14 protein-coding genes are annotated in these 17,307 nt (G+C 45.8%); 12 read left to right on the top strand and 2 right to left on the bottom strand.

Annotation, left to right across the window (positions count from 1 at the left end):
* Window positions 1-7: 7 nt before the first annotated feature.
* The 8 genes from MHH63_RS14675 to ftsY all read left to right on the top strand — a co-directional run bounded on the left by MHH63_RS14675 (window position 8) and on the right by ftsY (window position 10,090).
* Entirely contained in the window at window positions 8-997 is a 990-nt protein-coding gene (locus tag MHH63_RS14675; protein ID WP_341171719.1) for a beta-ketoacyl-ACP synthase III, read from the top strand.
* Window positions 998-1,018: 21 nt separating this feature from the next.
* On the top strand, window positions 1,019-1,942 hold the full coding sequence (gene fabD / locus MHH63_RS14670; protein WP_076190037.1) for an ACP S-malonyltransferase: 924 nt from the start codon (window positions 1,019-1,021) through the stop codon (window positions 1,940-1,942).
* Window positions 1,943-1,996: 54 nt separating this feature from the next.
* Window positions 1,997-2,746 carry a 3-oxoacyl-[acyl-carrier-protein] reductase gene (gene fabG / locus MHH63_RS14665; protein WP_036686492.1) on the top strand — a complete coding sequence of 250 codons (750 nt, stop codon included), beginning with the start codon at window positions 1,997-1,999 and terminating at the stop codon, window positions 2,744-2,746.
* Window positions 2,747-2,871: 125 nt separating this feature from the next.
* Complete coding sequence (locus tag MHH63_RS14660; RefSeq protein ID WP_036686493.1) at window positions 2,872-3,105, top strand: acyl carrier protein; 234 nt, start codon at window positions 2,872-2,874, stop codon at window positions 3,103-3,105.
* Window positions 3,106-3,323: 218 nt separating this feature from the next.
* The gene (fabF, locus tag MHH63_RS14655; protein WP_076101782.1) at window positions 3,324-4,559 is read left to right on the top strand and encodes a beta-ketoacyl-ACP synthase II; all 1,236 of its coding nucleotides are present in this window, start codon (window positions 3,324-3,326) and stop codon (window positions 4,557-4,559) included.
* Between the two features lie 15 nt (window positions 4,560-4,574).
* Complete coding sequence (rnc, locus tag MHH63_RS14650; protein WP_038570606.1) at window positions 4,575-5,279, top strand: ribonuclease III; 705 nt, start codon at window positions 4,575-4,577, stop codon at window positions 5,277-5,279.
* A 197-nt stretch (window positions 5,280-5,476) separates the two neighbouring features.
* Window positions 5,477-9,046 (top strand): chromosome segregation protein SMC, encoded by a 3,570-nt coding sequence (smc, locus tag MHH63_RS14645; protein WP_076126122.1) that lies wholly within the window; start codon window positions 5,477-5,479, stop codon window positions 9,044-9,046.
* Window positions 9,047-9,082: 36 nt separating this feature from the next.
* Window positions 9,083-10,090, top strand: a complete 1,008-nt coding sequence (gene ftsY / locus MHH63_RS14640) for a signal recognition particle-docking protein FtsY (RefSeq protein WP_036686498.1) — start codon at window positions 9,083-9,085, stop codon at window positions 10,088-10,090.
* 124 nt (window positions 10,091-10,214) lie between these two features.
* Here ftsY and MHH63_RS14635 read toward each other — a convergent pair whose 3' ends face one another.
* Window positions 10,215-11,093 carry a DUF1835 domain-containing protein gene (locus MHH63_RS14635; RefSeq protein WP_341144231.1) on the bottom strand — a complete coding sequence of 293 codons (879 nt, stop codon included), beginning with the start codon at window positions 11,091-11,093 and terminating at the stop codon, window positions 10,215-10,217.
* 354 nt (window positions 11,094-11,447) lie between these two features.
* Between MHH63_RS14635 and MHH63_RS14630 the strand changes: the two genes are divergently transcribed.
* The 4 genes from MHH63_RS14630 (at window position 11,448) to MHH63_RS14615 (ending at window position 15,841) form a co-directional block, all read left to right on the top strand.
* Window positions 11,448-12,911, top strand: a complete 1,464-nt coding sequence (locus MHH63_RS14630) for a circularly permuted type 2 ATP-grasp protein (RefSeq protein WP_341171718.1) — start codon at window positions 11,448-11,450, stop codon at window positions 12,909-12,911.
* Between the two features lie 75 nt (window positions 12,912-12,986).
* The gene (locus tag MHH63_RS14625) at window positions 12,987-13,940 is read left to right on the top strand and encodes an alpha-E domain-containing protein (protein WP_076104260.1); all 954 of its coding nucleotides are present in this window, start codon (window positions 12,987-12,989) and stop codon (window positions 13,938-13,940) included.
* Entirely contained in the window at window positions 13,937-14,803 is an 867-nt protein-coding gene (locus tag MHH63_RS14620; protein ID WP_076126126.1) for a transglutaminase family protein, read from the top strand. Before MHH63_RS14625 ends, MHH63_RS14620 begins: the two co-directional genes overlap by 4 nt.
* 228 nt (window positions 14,804-15,031) lie before the next feature.
* Window positions 15,032-15,841 carry an SDR family oxidoreductase gene (locus MHH63_RS14615; RefSeq protein WP_341171717.1) on the top strand — a complete coding sequence of 270 codons (810 nt, stop codon included), beginning with the start codon at window positions 15,032-15,034 and terminating at the stop codon, window positions 15,839-15,841.
* On the opposite strand, the gene MHH63_RS14610 is transcribed toward MHH63_RS14615, so the two are convergent.
* Window positions 15,833-16,309 carry an SRPBCC family protein gene (locus tag MHH63_RS14610; RefSeq protein WP_341171716.1) on the bottom strand — a complete coding sequence of 159 codons (477 nt, stop codon included), beginning with the start codon at window positions 16,307-16,309 and terminating at the stop codon, window positions 15,833-15,835. The genes MHH63_RS14615 and MHH63_RS14610 overlap by 9 nt on opposite strands.
* Window positions 16,310-17,307 lie beyond the last annotated feature (998 nt).

Raw genomic sequence — 17,307 nt, 5'->3', positions numbered from 1 at the left:
TGACGAAATGAAACAGTTGCGGCCGGTTGGGATTATCGGTACGGGTAAATATGTACCTGAGAAAATTTTAACAAACAGTGATCTAGAAAAAATAGTGGAGACTAACGATGAATGGATCGTCAGTCGGACAGGGATCCGTGAAAGACATATCGCTGCACCACATGAGGCAACTTCTGATTTAGCCTATGAAGCTGCACTTAAAGCTTTGGATTCTGCAGGCATGAAAGCCGAAGATCTGGATCTTATTATTATTGCAACGGTAACCCCTGATAGCTCCTTTCCTTCCACAGCCTGCATTTTGCAGGATAAACTTGGAGCAAAAGGTGCTGCGGCCTTTGACTTATCAGCAGCCTGCTCTGGTTTTGTATACAGCCTAGCTACTGCGGTTGGCTTTATTCAGAACGGAATGTACAATAATGCACTCATAATTGGTGCGGACACTTTATCCCGCATCACTGATTATACGGATCGTAACACCTGTGTACTGTTTGGCGATGGTGCAGGAGCAGTAATCATCGGTGAAGTTCCAGAGGGACGCGGTTTCCAATCCTTCGATCTGGGTGCTGAAGGTTCTGGAGGAAACTTGCTTAAGCTGGAAGCTGGGGGCTCGCGCTTGCCTGCTTCTCCGCAGACGGTTGAAGACAAGAAACATTTCATCTATATGAATGGCCGGGAAGTGTTTAAGTTTGCCGTTCGTGTTATGGGCTCAGCTACAGAACGTGTGCTTACTAAAGCCGGATTAGGTAAAGAAGATATTGATTTGTTCGTACCGCATCAAGCGAATATTCGTATCATTCAATCCGCTATGCAGCGGCTTGACCTGCCACCGGAGAAATGTGTAATCAATGTTGATAAATATGCTAATACATCAGCAGCTTCTATTCCTCTAGCTCTAGTTGAAGCGGCGGAAGAAGGACGCATGAAGGAAGGCGACACGGTTCTGATGGTTGGATTCGGCGGTGGCTTGACTTGGGGCGCGTCCGTATTGATCTGGTAATAGAGGAAGGAGTTCTTACTTATGAGTAAAATCGCATTTGTCTTTCCCGGTCAGGGTGCACAGGCAGTTGGAATGGGTAGAGATGTATATGAAGCTCTTCCACACAGCCGCGCGGTATTCGAAAAAGGTGACGAGGTGCTCGGATTTCCGCTGAGCCAGCTGATTTTTGAAGGACCTGACAGTGATTTGAAACAGACCGTAAATACACAACCAGCTCTGCTAACAGCAAGTGTGGCTTTTCTGGAAGCATTACGTGATCAAGGGATGAAGCCGGATTATGTAGCTGGTCATAGCCTAGGAGAATACAGCGCACTGGTTGCGGCAGGCGTATTGTCCTATGAAGATGCTGTAAGACTCGTGCGTTTACGCGGTCGTTTTATGGAGGAAGCTGTTCCAGGTGGACAGGGAGCTATGGCTGCAGTGCTTGGTGCGGAGCGGGATGCTCTGGCAGAATTATGCCGGAGCGTATCCGAGGAGAGCGGCGTGGTAGAACTGGCGAATGTGAACTGCCCGGGACAGATTGTTGTTTCTGGTTCACAGGCCGGGGTTAACGGTGTTGTGCAGCGTGTTAAGGAAGCAGGCGGAAAGCGGGCTATTCCGCTGGAAGTAAGTGGACCTTTTCACTCTTCGATGATGAAGGCTGCGGCAGACCGCTTGGCAGACGAGCTGAAGAGTGTTACCTTTAATGCTCCGGCTGTACCTGTTATTGTCAATGTTACCGCAGCACCTGTAACGGATCCTGAAGAAATCCGTGAACTGCTTGTCCGCCAGGTGTACTCCCCTGTGCTCTGGCAAGACAGTATTGAATGGCTGATTGCTGATGGTGTGGATACTTTTGTGGAAATTGGTTCTGGCAGTGTTCTGGCAGGTCTGATCCGCAAAATAGACAAAACGGTCAAAGTAATCAACATTAACACGCTTGAAAGTGTGCAAGCTGTCTTGTAAGATACGTTCAAACATTGTTTATCAATAGCAATATGATCGAAAGGGGAATAAATGATGTTCTCAGCATTGCGGGGTCAAACGGCCCTTGTAACTGGTGGCTCTCGCGGCATTGGCCGCAGTATTGCACTTGCTCTCGCGGAACATGGCGTGAAGGTGGCCGTGAACTATGCGGGCAGTGAAGCAGCCGCACAAGAGACCGTAGCTCGGATTGTCGAGCTTGGCTCGGAGGGTATTGCCCTTCGTGGCGATGTCGGCAATAGTGAACAGGCCGAGAACCTTGTCAAAGAGGTTCTGAATACCTGGGGACGTATTGACATTGTTGTCAATAATGCCGGCATTACCAGAGACAACCTGATTATGCGCATGAAAGAAGAAGAGTTCGATCAAGTGATCGAAACGAATCTAAAAGGGGTGTTTAACTGCCTAAAGGCAGCTACACGCCCTATGATGAAGCAACGCTACGGGCGAATTATCAATATTTCTTCCGTAGTAGGTGTAACAGGAAATCCTGGACAAGCTAATTACTCCGCAGCTAAGGCAGGTGTCATCGGTTTAACGAAGGCATCGGCTCGTGAGCTTTCCTCACGGGGGATCACGGTGAACTGTATCGCTCCTGGCTTCATTGATACAGATATGACGCGTGAGCTCTCTGAGGAAGTGCGCAGTGAGCTTGAGAAGGGCATTCCACTTGCTCGTCTGGGGCGTCCTGAAGAGATTGCTATGGCTGTAGTCTTCCTGGCCTCTGAAGGCGCTGCGTATATGACCGGCCAGACACTACACGTGGATGGCGGGATGTATATGTAACTCTCCGTCAAGGAGAAATTACACTGTTTTAATGCTGAAATGTGAGGGATAAAGAAAGCGTTTTTGACGCTCTATGGTATTTTGAACTCATATCTCGTATAATACCAAAAGAGGAGGTGAACCGGATGTCCGATGTATTAGAGCGTGTAAAACGCATTGTCATCGACCGCTTAGGTGCCGATGAAGCTGAGGTAACATTAGAAGCGTCTTTCAAAGATGATTTAGGTGCTGATTCTCTTGATGTAGTAGAATTGGTTATGGAATTGGAAGATGAATTCGATATGGAAATCTCTGATGAAGATGCAGAGACGATTACGACCGTGGGTGAAGTTGTGAAGTACATACAATCTCATACCTAGAGTCATATGATTGAGAGTCCCGTTCCTGCTAGGGCGGGACTTCTCCTCATTTATAGAGCACTAAAGATGAATCAAAGGTTGCCTTGAGCAACTATATAAGGGATATAACAGAACCGCAGGATGGTTAATGATGCGGTTATCGCTGTTCATATAGTAGCAACAGAAAGTATATAAGTTCTGAATATAATGTATACAACCTATAGATGGGGTGATTGTGTTTGAGTCATAGAGTGGTTGTTACCGGGATGGGCGTAGTTACATCATTGGGCAAAGATTTGGAGACGTTCTGGGATAATCTTATGAGCGGCAAATCCGGTGTATCACAGGTTGAGACCTTTGATGTCAGTGAGTATACTACGCAAATAGCATCCTCTGTTAAAGATTTCGATCCAGAGGCACTTTTTGGTCGTAAGGAAGCCCGCAAAATGGACCGTTTTGTACAATTTGCAGTGGCTGCCGGTGAGGACGCATTACGAGATAGCGGACTTAAGATCGGTGAAGATATTGATGCCGAAAGAATAGGTGTATCTGTAGGATCAGGTATTGGTGGTCTTGGAACTTGGGAAGACAATCATAACTTGTTGCTTGAAAAAGGACCGAAGCGGGTTAGTCCGTTCTTCATTCCGATGATGATCGCTAACATGGGTTCTGGGCAGTTGTCCATTAACCTTGGTGCAAAGGGTCCTAATACGACGACAGTAACTGCTTGTGCTACAGGAAGTCACTCCATTGGGGAATCCTTCCGCTTGATTCAACGTGGAGACGCGGATGCAATGATCTGCGGTGGTTCCGAAGCGACCATTCGTCCAACAGGTATGGCTGGTTTTTGTGCTATGAGAGCAATGTCCACTCGCAATGATGAGCCTGAGAAGGCAAGTCGTCCGTTTGATGTGGATCGCGATGGTTTTGTTATGGGTGAAGGTGCCGGGATTCTTATTCTGGAATCACTCGAACATGCTGAGAAACGTGGAGCGAAGATCTATGCTGAGGTTATCGGTTATGGTCTAAGCGCAGATGCTCATCATATGACTGAGCCTGATCCAGATGGTGCAGCTCGCTGCATGAAGATGGCAATCCGGGATGCTGGTATCTCTCCTGAAGATATTGATTACATCAATGCTCATGGTACTTCAACGCCTGTAGGAGATAGATCAGAAACTGCTGCTGTTAAAAAAGCATTGGGTGACCATGCCTATAAAGTGGCAATTAGTTCGACGAAATCCATGACAGGTCACCTTCTGGGTGCTGCTGGTGGAGTAGAAGCTATTATCTGTGGCCTTTCTTTGCAAAAAGGGATGATTGCGCCAACGATTAATTTGGACAACCAAGACCCGGAATGTGATCTGGATTATGTACCAAATGTGCCACGTAAAGCTGATCTTGATATTGTAATGTCGAATTCGTTCGGCTTCGGGGGACATAACGCAACAGTTATTCTAAAAAAATATAATTAGTAAGGGGACAGTGCGGTGAAAGGAGAACTGAAGCAGTTACAACAGCAACTTCAAATCCAATTTCACGATTCTGTGCTTCTGAAGCAGGCCTTTACCCATGCATCCTATGTGAATGAACACCGTTTCAATCAGCATCAGGACAATGAGCGTCTCGAATTTCTTGGGGATGCAGTTCTGGAGTTAACGGTTTCTGAATATTTGTACAATCTATTGCCAGACCGACCTGAGGGAGAGTTGACCAAGCTGCGGGCCGCTATTGTATGCGAGCCTTCACTGGTCAAGTTTGCGGAGAGTTTAGGTTTTGGCCGTTATGTACTATTGGGCAAAGGGGAAGAACTTACGGGCGGACGTACTCGCCCGGCCCTGCTGGCTGATGTATTCGAATCCTTCGTGGGAGCGCTTTATCTCGACCAAGGACTGGAAACAGTGCGGAGTTTTCTTGATAATCACGTATTTCCTCTCGTGGAGACGGATGGGAAATTGCAAATGCAGATGACCGATTATAAGACGGAACTGCAAGAGCTAATTCAGCAGCACAATATGGGTACATTGGAATATCGAATTATAGAAGAACGGGGACCCGCACATGAGCGTGAATTCGTCTCAGAGGTGTATATGGCTAACCGTTCACTTGGTAAAGGAAGCGGCAGGTCCAAGAAGGAAGCAGAGCAGCAGGCTGCAGCAGCAGCACTTTTGCATCTGAAAGAGGACGGTGCCTGAGTTTTGCATCAAGGGGACAAGCGGAGGAGAGCAGCAAAGGTCTGAATACCGGCGTTTAGGCGGAGCTCAGACCGTTGCTGCTCTTTTTCGACAATATAAGAACATATATGTTCCGCGTTACAAAGGATAAGGTACATCTTAATGGTTTTTTAGGGTACAAACGCTATGGTATAATGGGTCAGAGGTGATTGGCAAGTATGTTTTTGAAACGGATAGAATTAGCTGGTTTTAAATCATTTGCCGACAAAACAGAAATGGAGTTTGTGCGCGGTATAACGGCTGTAGTTGGCCCGAACGGAAGCGGCAAAAGCAATATTTCTGACGGCATACGCTGGGTACTCGGCGAACAGAGTGCTAAATCACTGCGTGGCGGCAAGATGGAGGATATCATTTTTGCTGGAAGTGATGCGCGTAAAGCCGTGAATTATGGCGAAGTATCACTTACGCTTGATAATGAAGATCACACACTTCCGCTGGATTTCAGCGAAGTTACAGTGACTCGGAGAGTCCACCGCAGTGGAGATAGTGAATATTTAATTAATAAGCAGTCCTGCCGTCTGAAGGATATCACAGAGCTGTTTATGGATACCGGTATCGGACGTGAAGCGTATTCGATTATCGGGCAGGGTAGGATTGAAGAAATTCTAAGTACTCGTTCCGAAGATCGGCGAGGCATCTTTGAAGAAGCATCAGGTATTGTGAAATATAAATCGCGCAAGAAAGACGCAAGTCGAAAGCTGGATGATACCGAGCAGAACCTGCTTCGTATTCATGATTTGATCAGTGAGCTTGAGGATCAGATTGGGCCACTTAAGGATCAGTCCGAGAAAGCTATCCGCTTTAAGGAACTTCGCGAACAATTAAAACATCAGGAAATTTCAGTATACGTACACCAGATTGAAGGCATTCATACCGCTTGGCAGGAAGGTAACGCTAAGCTTGAAACGTTGAAGGACGAGCAGCTGGAGCTGTCTACTGTGGTTTCGGCTCATGATGCCAAGCTGGAGAGCGGGCGCTCTGAACTGCGCACAATCGAAGCACAGATCGAGAAGCAGCAAGAGCAATTGCTGCGTTATAGCGAAGCATTTGAGAAGAGCGAAGGTTACGGTGAAGTGCTGAGGGAACGCAAGCGCAATCTGGAAAGTAATCGTGAGCAGTTAATGCTCACGTTAGGTTCGGTTGGCGAGCGTTCTGCAGATCGTCAGCGTGAAGTCGTGGATCTGGAGCTTAAGCTTGAACAATCGCGGCTTAAGCTTGTGGATCTTCGGAAACAGATCGAAGATGAAGAGACAAGGCTTGAAGGTGTGGCAGACGGGATTAGCCAGAGCCAGGAAGAAAAGCTCAAAAGTGCTCTTTTGGAGCTAATGAACCTTATGGCGAATGCACGTAACGAAATTCGTTACGCGGATCAGCAAAAGGAGAATCTGGAACGTCGTATGAGCCGCAGTGAAGAAGAAAGCGGCAAATGGACAGCCCGGCATGAAGAGTTGTCTGCCAACCAGAAAGGGCTGAAGGACAAGATTGCCCAGCTGGGGAAGGAGCTTAGCAATCTTCGCGGGGCTTATATCACTGAAAGTGAGCAGCTTAGTAAACGTCAGAAGCTGATCGAAGAAACACAATCCGGTCTTCGGAAATGGGAACAGAAGCGGGAAGCGCAAGTCTCTCGTCATGAGACCATGAAAGAGATGCAGGATGATTTCGACGGCTTCATGCTTGGGGTTAAAGAAGTGCTCAAGGGTGCGCGCAAAGGACAGCTCAACGGTGTGCATGGTGCGGTTGCGGAGCTGATCTCTGTTCCGGAGAAGCTGGAAATGGCGATTGAGACTGCTCTAGGCGCATCACTTCAGCATGTGGTCATGGATAATGAGACTGTGTCCCGCCAAGCGATATCATTTCTAAAGCAACGTCAGCTGGGACGAGCTACCTTTCTTCCGCTAGATGTTATCCGGCCGCGCCAGATTTCTGGCAGTGACCGTGGTATGGTGGGTGATGCTGACGGATTTGTTGGAATTGGTTCCGAACTCGTTGGTTACGATGATAAATATACTAGCATTATTGGCAGTTTGCTCGGCAATGTGGTTATTGCGGAGAGCTTGGAGCAAGCGAACCGTATCGCCGCTAGATGCCAATATCGTTATCGGGTAGTTACCCTGGAAGGCGATGTAGTTAATGCCGGCGGTTCAATGACCGGGGGTAGCCAGCATAAGAAGAACAATAGCTTGCTTAGCCGCAAACGTCAGCTGGATCAATTAAGCAGTGAGATTGAAGAAAGCGAACGTCAAATAGTGAAGCTGAAGCAAGGCATTGCCAGACTTCGTGAGGAGCAGGAGAACGCTAGCGTGAAGCTGGAGGACCTGCGCCGTGATGGCGATGAGAAAAGACTGGAAGAGCAAAGAGTCTCCGGTGATTTGAAGCAGCTCGAGCATGAGCTTCGGCATGTGCAGGAGCAAGTGGAGAGCACAGGTGCGGAACGCAGCGGCTTTGAGAATGAAGTACGTGCGCTTGAAGAGACGCGGAAGCAAGCAACTGCTGAGCTTGAACGCCTTGAAAAGGAAGAAAAGGAAGCCCATGAGGGTATCCGTAACGCTGAATCAGCGCGTAAAGCGAATGAATCAGCTAAGGAAGAGCTGCAAGGCAAGTTGACCAGTATGAAAGTCTCGGAAGGCAAGCTCGATCAGGAGATATTCTCCCTGGAGGAGCAGTTACGTCGCCTAAGACAAGATGTGGGTTCACAGGACAAGGAGCTGCGCCAGAATCGAAATCTGTTACATACGATTGAACAGGATCTGGCTAACAATGCTTTGGAAGCTGTGAAGCAGAAGGAAGATTTGAACAGTTACCGCTTGAAGAAGGAAGAGACGACTGGAACTTTGGATTTTGCGCGTGCTGAGCGTACAGCGTTAACCCGTAAGCTGGAACTTGAGGAAGGCAAGACTAAAGATCAACGTCAGGCCCTTAAAGTAGTCGAGGACAAGCTGCGTGCCACTGAAGTTTCTGTCGGTCGACTCGATGTGGAGCTGGATAATATTCTCCGCAAGCTGAGTGATGACTACGAGCTAAGTTATGAATTAGCAAAACAGAGATATCCAGTGCCTGAAGATGTACCTGCCGCACAAGCCGATGTACAGCGTTTGAAGCGCAGTATTTCTGCGCTAGGAGAGGTTAACTTAGGGGCGATCGAAGAATATCAGCGGGTCCATGAACGGTATACGTTCCTCAGTGGACAAAAAGATGATCTAGTCGAAGCTAAGACTACCTTGTATCAAGTAATCCGCGAGATGGAAGATGAAATGTCCAAACGTTTCAAACAGACCTTTGATGCGATCCGCAAACAGTTCGGGACCGTGTTCTCAAAGCTGTTCGGCGGCGGGCGAGCGGATCTCATGCTTCTGGATCCGGAACATATGCTGGAAACAGGTATAGATATCGTAGCCCAACCACCGGGTAAAAAATTGCAAAATCTGCAGCTTTTATCTGGCGGTGAACGCGCTCTAACAGCGATGGCGTTATTGTTTGCTATTTTGCAAGTGAAGCCAGTTCCGTTCTGCGTATTGGATGAGGTCGAGGCTGCGCTCGATGAAGCGAACGTTGTTCGTTTTGCACAGTATTTACGCGAGTTCTCTGAACAAACTCAGTTCATCGTCGTTACACACCGCAAAGGAACGATGGAAGAGGCGGACGTGTTATACGGAGTAACGATGGAAGAGGGCGGCGTCTCCAAGCTCGTCTCAGTACGTTTAGAGGATGAAGAAGCTGAGATTGCTTAAATTCATCAAAGAAGAGAAACTTTTAGGAGGAACCAAATGAGCTTTTTTAGAAAATTAAAAGAAAGCATTTCCGGCAAAACGGAAAGTGTAACGAAACAATTCCGCGACGGATTAGAGAAAACCCGTAAAGGTTTTGTAGAGAAGGTCTCCGACCTTATCATCCGCCGCAAAAAGATAGATGAAGAGTTCTACGAAGAGCTGGAAGAGATTTTGATTGGTGCAGACGTGGGTGTAAACACTGTTATGACCCTTGTCGAGGATTTGCGTGCCGAAGTGAAGCAAAATCGGATTGAAGATGCTGCCGAGCTGAAGCCGATTTTGTCCCGTAAGCTTATGGAGCTGCTGCGTGGAGATGATGATAACAGCCTGAAGGAAAATCCGAATGGAATTACGGTTATTTTGTTCGTTGGGGTCAATGGCGTGGGCAAGACGACTACCATCGGCAAGCTGGCTCATCGTTACAAACAAGAAGGTAAAAAAGTTCTTTTGGCTGCAGGGGATACGTTCCGTGCCGGAGCGATTGAGCAGCTTGAGGTTTGGGGCCAACGCGCAGGCGTAGATGTCATTAAACAACAAGCAGGCTCTGACCCGGCGGCTGTAATGTACGATGCGGTCCAAGCGGCAAAGCAACGCAACGTGGATATCTTAATCTGCGATACTGCTGGCAGACTGCAGAATAAAAGCAATCTGATGGAAGAGCTCAACAAAATCTTCCGCGTCATTCAAAGAGAAATCCCAAGTGCTCCACATGAGGTACTGATGGTGCTAGATGCTACGACGGGTCAAAATGCACTTACACAAGCCAAGTTATTTGGTGAAAAGAGTGGCGTCACTGGCTTGGTCTTGACGAAGCTGGACGGTACGGCTAAAGGCGGAATCGTTGTAGCGATTCGTCAGGAAATGAATTTGCCGGTGAAGTTTGTAGGTCTTGGAGAAAAAATGGAAGACTTGCAGCCATTTGATTCGCAGCAGTTCGTACATGCTCTTTTTGCCGGATTAATTGCCGAGGAAGAAGAGTCAGAAGAATCGGAAGAGCAAGTGTAATCAACAGCACAATATAATCATAAAGAAGTCATATTTACAAGGAATGCCCTCGAAGCTATATTTAGTTAGGAGGGCATTCCTTTTCTTTTTTATAAAGGGTTTGTCTGTCATTTTGTAGCAACTGCTAAGCGACTTTTAGAAAGTATAAATGCATCGCGTAAGGGATCCCTTTAAATAACAGCTTTCCCTCACTAATTAGCCTCCAGAAGCGATATTCTATGAATGAGGTACTGATATACAAATTCCATTGCCCTATAATTGTGCCTACAACTAGACCTGCATTTACGTAGCCATCTCGATCCTCATACTGTTGAAATTGCAGAATTAAAGAAAGAATTTCTTCGTCATAGTAACTCTCGGGAACATTCATAAGCTGGCCATCAGCCCAAACTCTAAGCATATCTTCGGTGTTGCTGATTTTTTGCCATTCTAGTTCATACTGTTTTCTTTGAGCGGAGGTGATAGGGGATGTGTTTTCGGTAATTTTTATAATTTTTTGCAGAGCTTCATTTGGGAGCTGACTAAGTGCTCTGGGATATAAGCCGATTTCAAATGAAGCGGCAATCTCCCTATAAGCCTTGACTGAATCAATAACATGAATAGGTTGCGTCCTCTCACTAAGAATAGAAAGTGCAAATCGTAAACCTGTCTGATCATGGGAGTTATCTCCGCACCAAATAGTGATTTTTTTGTCCTCGGGAATTTCTTTTAAGGTCTGAATCATGGCTGCCAGTTTATGCTGGGGATTTAAATGATAACCCTGATCCGGAAATCGTTCCTGAAACCATAACTCACGGGTATGATAGCCTTCATTATTATGTAATCCACGCAACGGTCCAGCAGAGAACGTCTCATTAAATGAAAGTACTCGTATTAAATGACGACAACCCAGATGACTAAGGGCTACCTTCATTGATCCCGCTTCAGACAGGCCAAATAACAGATAAATGTGATTCCGCCTAGTCTCTTCCTGCTCAATTGACATAGTATATTTGTGCTCCATAGGTCACTCTCCCATCGCAACAAATTATACCATACTCAATGAATCCACATCCTCAGGCAACTATATAAAAAATACATTATATGAAAAATTCATAACAGTAATGCTTGTCACACTTCCTGCATACAATTCAATGATGAATCTACATTTCATCTCCGGCAACCTATATAAGAGAGAAAGGAAGCGATTCCAAAAAATACAAATATCTCCGGAATCACATTTCTCTGTTATATATGTTGACATGAACGAGTGGATTTACGTATTATGAGAATATAAACCAATATTTCCATGGATGTTTTCTGAAATGAAAGTATAAGTTGTTAACAAAGATTACATCTATCGAAAGGAGTCGGGCTCATGTCCAAATTAGATCCTCTGCCAGGTCTGTCTCCGTATCCATTACAGCATTTTTTCGATGAAATGTATGCTGATAAGAGGAATGTCCGGCCGCACTACAGACATGTGAATCGCATGTTTTCCGGAATGAGCTCCGAAGAGCTGCAAGGGAAGCAAAATTTAATGCAGCGTAGGATGATGGAAGAAGGAATTACCTTTACGCTTTACAACCCGGCTCAGGATCATCCTATGGAGCGAACGATCCCCTTCGATATGATTCCACGTATTATCCCTAAGAATGAGTGGGAGAGGCTAGAAGCTGGAATTATTCAGCGTATCACAGCTTTGAATTTATTCATTCATGACATTTACCATGAGCAATACATTGTTAAAGATGGCATCGTCCCTAGGCGTATGATTATTTCCAACTGTTATTTCCGTCCAGAAATGTCAGGTCTGCGAGTGCCCGGTGGAGCTTATATCACCACCTCAGGAATCGATCTGATCCGCCACCACGATGGGCATTATTATGTACTTGAAGACAACCTGCGAACACCCTCCGGCTTTTCCTATCTTTTTAAAGGCAGAACGCTTATGAATCAATTGTTTCCTGAATTGTCCTTTGCCAGCTCCATCCGAGATGTAGATCATAGCTTAAATCGCTTCTTATCCGTGCTTCGTAGTCTATCTCCTTCAAGAAGGTCAGATCCGGTTATAGCACTCCTAACGCCTGGAGAATACAATTCTGCATATTATGAACATGCTTTTTTGGCACAGCAGATGGGTATACATTTGGTCGAAGGACGAGATTTGGTAACAAAGGATCACAAAATATATTTGAAAGAAATGAACGGACTGCGTCGCGTGGATGTGCTGTATCGTCGGTTGGATGATGATTACATTGATCCGCTGGCCTTTCAACCTGATTCTTTACTGGGTGTGGCAGGACTTATGAATGCATATAGGGCAGGCAACATAGCGATTGCTAATGCTCCGGGAACCGGTGTTGCAGATGATAAAGCGATGTATGTCTATGTACCGGATATGATTCGTTATTATCTGAATGAAGAGCCGATCCTTGGTAATGTGCCGACGTATTTGTTGTCCAGACCCTATGAACGCCTGTATGTTCTTGAGAACCTATCCGAAATGGTTGTTAAAGAAACCTCATTATCCGGAGGATATGGGATGTTGATCGGAAGTGAGGCGACCAAAGAAGAATTAGCCGAGTTCCGAATGAAAATTATTGCCGATCCGGACCGTTATGTGGCACAGCCAATTATGTCCTTGTCCAGAGCACCCGTATTGTCGGGAGGCACTATGGCACCCCGGCATATCGATCTTCGGGCTTTTGTATTAATGGGCGCAGACCGGAAGCCACATGTCATACCTGGTGGATTAACACGAGTGGCTATGAAAGAAGGTTCACTGGTTGTGAATTCCTCGCAAGGCGGTGGCGTAAAGGATACTTGGGTTATGGCTTGATCTATTATCTTGTAAGCCTTGATTGTGAATCAAAAATATGCAGCATCAATTTGGAGGATAAAGGAGTGGCTAAAGATGCTGAATCGAAATGCGGAGGCTTTATTCTGGATCGGCCGATATATTGAAAGGGCAGAGAATCATGCGCGGCTAATCAATGTACATTATCATATCCAGCAGGAAGAGGATTTTCAGGAAGAAGGACATAAATGGTCGAGGCTTATCGATGCATTAGGAGTTCGAAGTGAATATTTGCAGCAGTTCGAAACCTTTTCTGAACAGGACGTGTTATCCTTTATTACACTCGATTTAGGCAATTCGAATTCATTATTCTCTTGCGTACATCATGCTAGAAATAATCTTCGCACACTGCGTCAGCATCTTCCAAGTGAGCTATGGGATATCGTCAACAGCTTTAATCTATGGCTTGGGGAGCGGTCAGTCGCTGATATTATGAGTGGCCCACATCATTTCTACCAGCAAGTGAAGGAACGTGCAGCTATGTTTCTAGGAGCAGAACAATCCGTAATGCTTAGGGGAAATGAATGGCATTTTATAGAGAGCGGCCGTTTTCTGGAACGTGCAGAGAATACGACGCGTATTTTGCAGGCAGTTATTGCCTCTTGCCGTTTCAAAGAGCTTAATGCAATTTATATTCAGTTACAGGCTGTGCTGAAATCGGTAAGTGGTTATCAGGCGTTTCGCCGTTATTATGCAGATGCTATGTCACCGGAGAGCATTTTAGATTTTTTGATCGCAAATCCCAAATTTCCACGTTCGATCCGCTTTTCTTTTCACCAGCTGGAAGAGCATTTAGCTAGACTTGAATTAGATTCCTCAGAAAAAGGCTCAGGTCATGAGAAGGTCATCCGTCAAGCAGGAAAGCTGAAGGCAGAGCTGGATTATATGGAGAAAGAGGAAATGTCCGGTGAACTGGTGGAAGATGTGCTGCAATCACTCGTAATATCTTGCCAGAGACTGGGCAAAACGATGGAGGGCGCCTTTTTTCGGCGAGAAGGAGTATCTGTATGAAGATTCAAATCAATCACACCACCACATACAGTTATCCAGAGCCGGTTACGGACAGTGTCAATGAAATCAGGCTTACCCCACGCACCAACTATCGGCAATCCTGTTATCACCATGAGGTTGAAGTATCTCCGGCAGCTAATCTATTAACGTATGAGGATTTCTTCGGTAATCGGGTGCATGCCTATTCGGTTAATAAGCCACATACGGAAATGGTCATTCATACTAAAGCTACTGTAGTAACGCTGGATAAAGCCCAGGGTACCGATCTTCCGCGAACCAGCCTTGAAGAGCAAGTTAAACTATTAAATGATGAAAAGTTTCAGAACCGTTATATTGAGTTTATTTTGCCGACCCGTTATACCGAGGTGACTCCTGAATTAGTGGAGTTCGCTTCCCAGTACCCTTTTAGTGAAGCTGAGGATATGTATGAATGGATTCTGAAGTTATCTTCGACGATTTATGAACAGTTCACCTATGATCCTGAGGCAACAAGCGTAAATACAACGGTAAAAAAAGCCCTCAAGCTCAAGCGGGGGGTCTGTCAGGATTATGCTCATCTTATGATCGCTGTCTGCCGCAGTGTAGGTCTGCCTTCAAGATATGTTAGTGGATATCATTTTGTCGGTGATCTACAGAGCAGCAATGCTAATTTCGAGCAGGCTTCACATGCTTGGGTGGAGACCCATATTCCGGGTACGGGCTGGCTTGGTTTTGATCCGACGAATAATGTTGAAGTGAACTGGCGTTATATCAAGCTGGGTCATGGACGGGATTATAAAGATATAGTACCTGTAAAAGGGGTATATCGCGGTGGAGCAGGAACACTGACTGTAAAAGTGGACGTACGCAAGCTGGACAACTGAACTGAAATAATTGAAACATCGAACATCGAACATCGAAACAATCAAAATATTTTAAATACTCTAAATATTCGAAACAAACTCTCCGCTCATCTTATTGAATGGGGAGATTTTTTTGTGCGGCGTGCCTAAATTCTGAAGATTTATGAACGAGATGATTCCATTACAGGTTTATTTGGGTAATCTTGATCCATAGTACTTATCTTACAGACATTAGAGGAGAGATTACATATGAGCCCAAACATATCTAAGAAACAAAGATTTATTGGAAAAACAGCGATTATAACCGGAGCGGGCTCGGGAATTGGCCGTGCTACCGCTATTAAGCTGGCGCGGGAAGGTGCAAATGTAGCATTGTTCGATTTAAATCTTGAAAGAACCTCTTCCTTGGCAGAAAAGCTTAATAAGCTTCGAAAAGATTGTGCGCTGGCCATAGAGGTAGATACTTCGGATGAGAAAAAGATGGAGGAAGCCGTACGTTGTACGGTGGAACAATTCGGAGGTGTGGATGTAGTATTCGCTAACGCGGGAATTAATGGCGCTGTGGGCCCGATAGAAGAACTAAGCTTGAGCGACTGGGAGCGTACGATGTCGGTGAACTTGACGGGGACTTTTTTGACTCTGAAATATACTATTCCTCATCTGAAAGATAAAGGGAAGGGCAGTATTATTATTACTAGTTCCATTAATGGGAACACTAGATTTGCCAGCTTTGGGTGGTCTACTTATAGCACTACCAAAGCTGGACAGGTGGCTTTTGCCAAAATGGCAGCTCTCGAGCTTGCTAAGTTTAAGATTCGTGTGAATGTTATCTGCCCTGGGGCTATTGCTACGAATATAGATGAAACCACTGAATTGAGCGAGGATGTTGAGGCAATCGTCATTCCGATTGAATTCCCTGATGGAGCGCAACCTTTGGCGGATGGACCGGGCAAGCCGGATAATGTCGCTGATCTCGTTGCTTTTCTGGCTTCGGATGAATCTATCCATATTACAGGTGCTCAAATCGTAATTGACGGCGCGGAGTCCTTGTTATCCTAATTTCGAGATCGCTTCCCGGTATTGCTCGTACCATTTATTCCATTCGTCTTTCCGTGACTCCAGCGTCGTGCCTTCCAAAAGATGCTGGATCACTTCTAGACAAACATGCCAGCCAGCGAGATCTCGTGGTGTATGCGGGGTAAGCGTTTGTAGTGTTTCGTTCAAGACGAGTAAACAGCCTTCTGAATTAGGGTATAACTCAAAACGAACAAGATCCTCAGCCCAAGTAAACTCAAAAATAGATTGATGCAGCAGCGCGGTAATTTCCATATCCACAAACGTTCCGTTTTGCATATCAAACTTTATAAGTCCGCCTTCACGCAGGTCCTCGATTTTTAATTCTGAAAACCATAAGGCAAGCTTCTCATTTTCGGTCAAATAAGACCAAATCTCAGTTGCGGAATGCTTTAACTGGCGTTCGAAACGAGCGACATAATGTTGATCTTCTTTTTGGATGTTAGCTAACATTTATATTTCTCCTTTGGACTACTGCGGTAGTCCTTTTTTTATTGAGTTGAGGATCATTAGAAAGAGTATAGCAATCGCCTGTGTTAATTGCACGATCCGGCTGTGTGGCTGAAGCGTAACTTATAGGGTATAGAGGGCAATAAAATAGCGGGAGAAATAAGGTCATAGGCAAGTCCACGAGCTCGATTTGCGTACGGCGCGGAGATAGTGTTGGCGGGGAAAAGGGATTGAAGATAGGGATAAGTGCGTGATGAGGGTGAAAATGGAGTGATGAAGGTGATAAGTACGCATGACGGGGAAAAGGGAGTGATGTAGGAGATAAGTGTGCATGACGGTGAAAAGGGAGTGAAGAGAGGGATAAGTGAATGATGAATAGCGGGATAAGTGAATGATGAATAGCGGGAGTAAACAGTAGCATCTACGGTGGCGAGGATGCATCGGCGTTGCGGACTGTATTGCAGCTATTTGGCGTTTTTGGTGTGTTTATTAGAAGTATCGGACTGCATAGCGCTTATTGCTGCGATTTTGAACAAAAGTAGGGCGTGTTTGAGCGAATAGGTGCAACTGAGCCCGATAGCAGAGAGAATAAGCCTGAATTAATGAAATAAGGTCATCTGAGTCCGAACGTTATATGGTGGCGAGGATGCATCGGCGTTGCGGACTGTATTGCAGCTATTTGGCGTTTTTGGTGTGTTTATTAGAAGTATCGGACCGCATAGCGCTTATTGCCGCGATTTTGAACAAAAGTAGGGCGTATTTGAGCGAATAGGTGCAACTGAGTCCGATAGCAGAGAGAATAAGCCTGAATTTGTGAAATAAGGTCATCTGAGTCCGAACGTTATATGGTAGCGAGGATGCATCGGCGTTGCGGACTGTACTGCAGCTATTTGGTGTTTTTGGTGTGTTATTAGAAGTATCGGACCGCATAGCGCTTATTGCCACGATTTTGAACAAAAGTAGGGTGTGTTTGAGCGAATAGGTGCAACTGAGTCCGATAG

The organism is Paenibacillus sp. FSL H3-0310 (assembly GCF_038002785.1).
GTDB lineage: Bacteria > Bacillota > Bacilli > Paenibacillales > Paenibacillaceae > Paenibacillus_AQ > Paenibacillus_AQ odorifer.
Note: the sequence above shows the minus strand (reverse complement) of the source record. Positions and strands in the feature narration are given on the sequence as shown.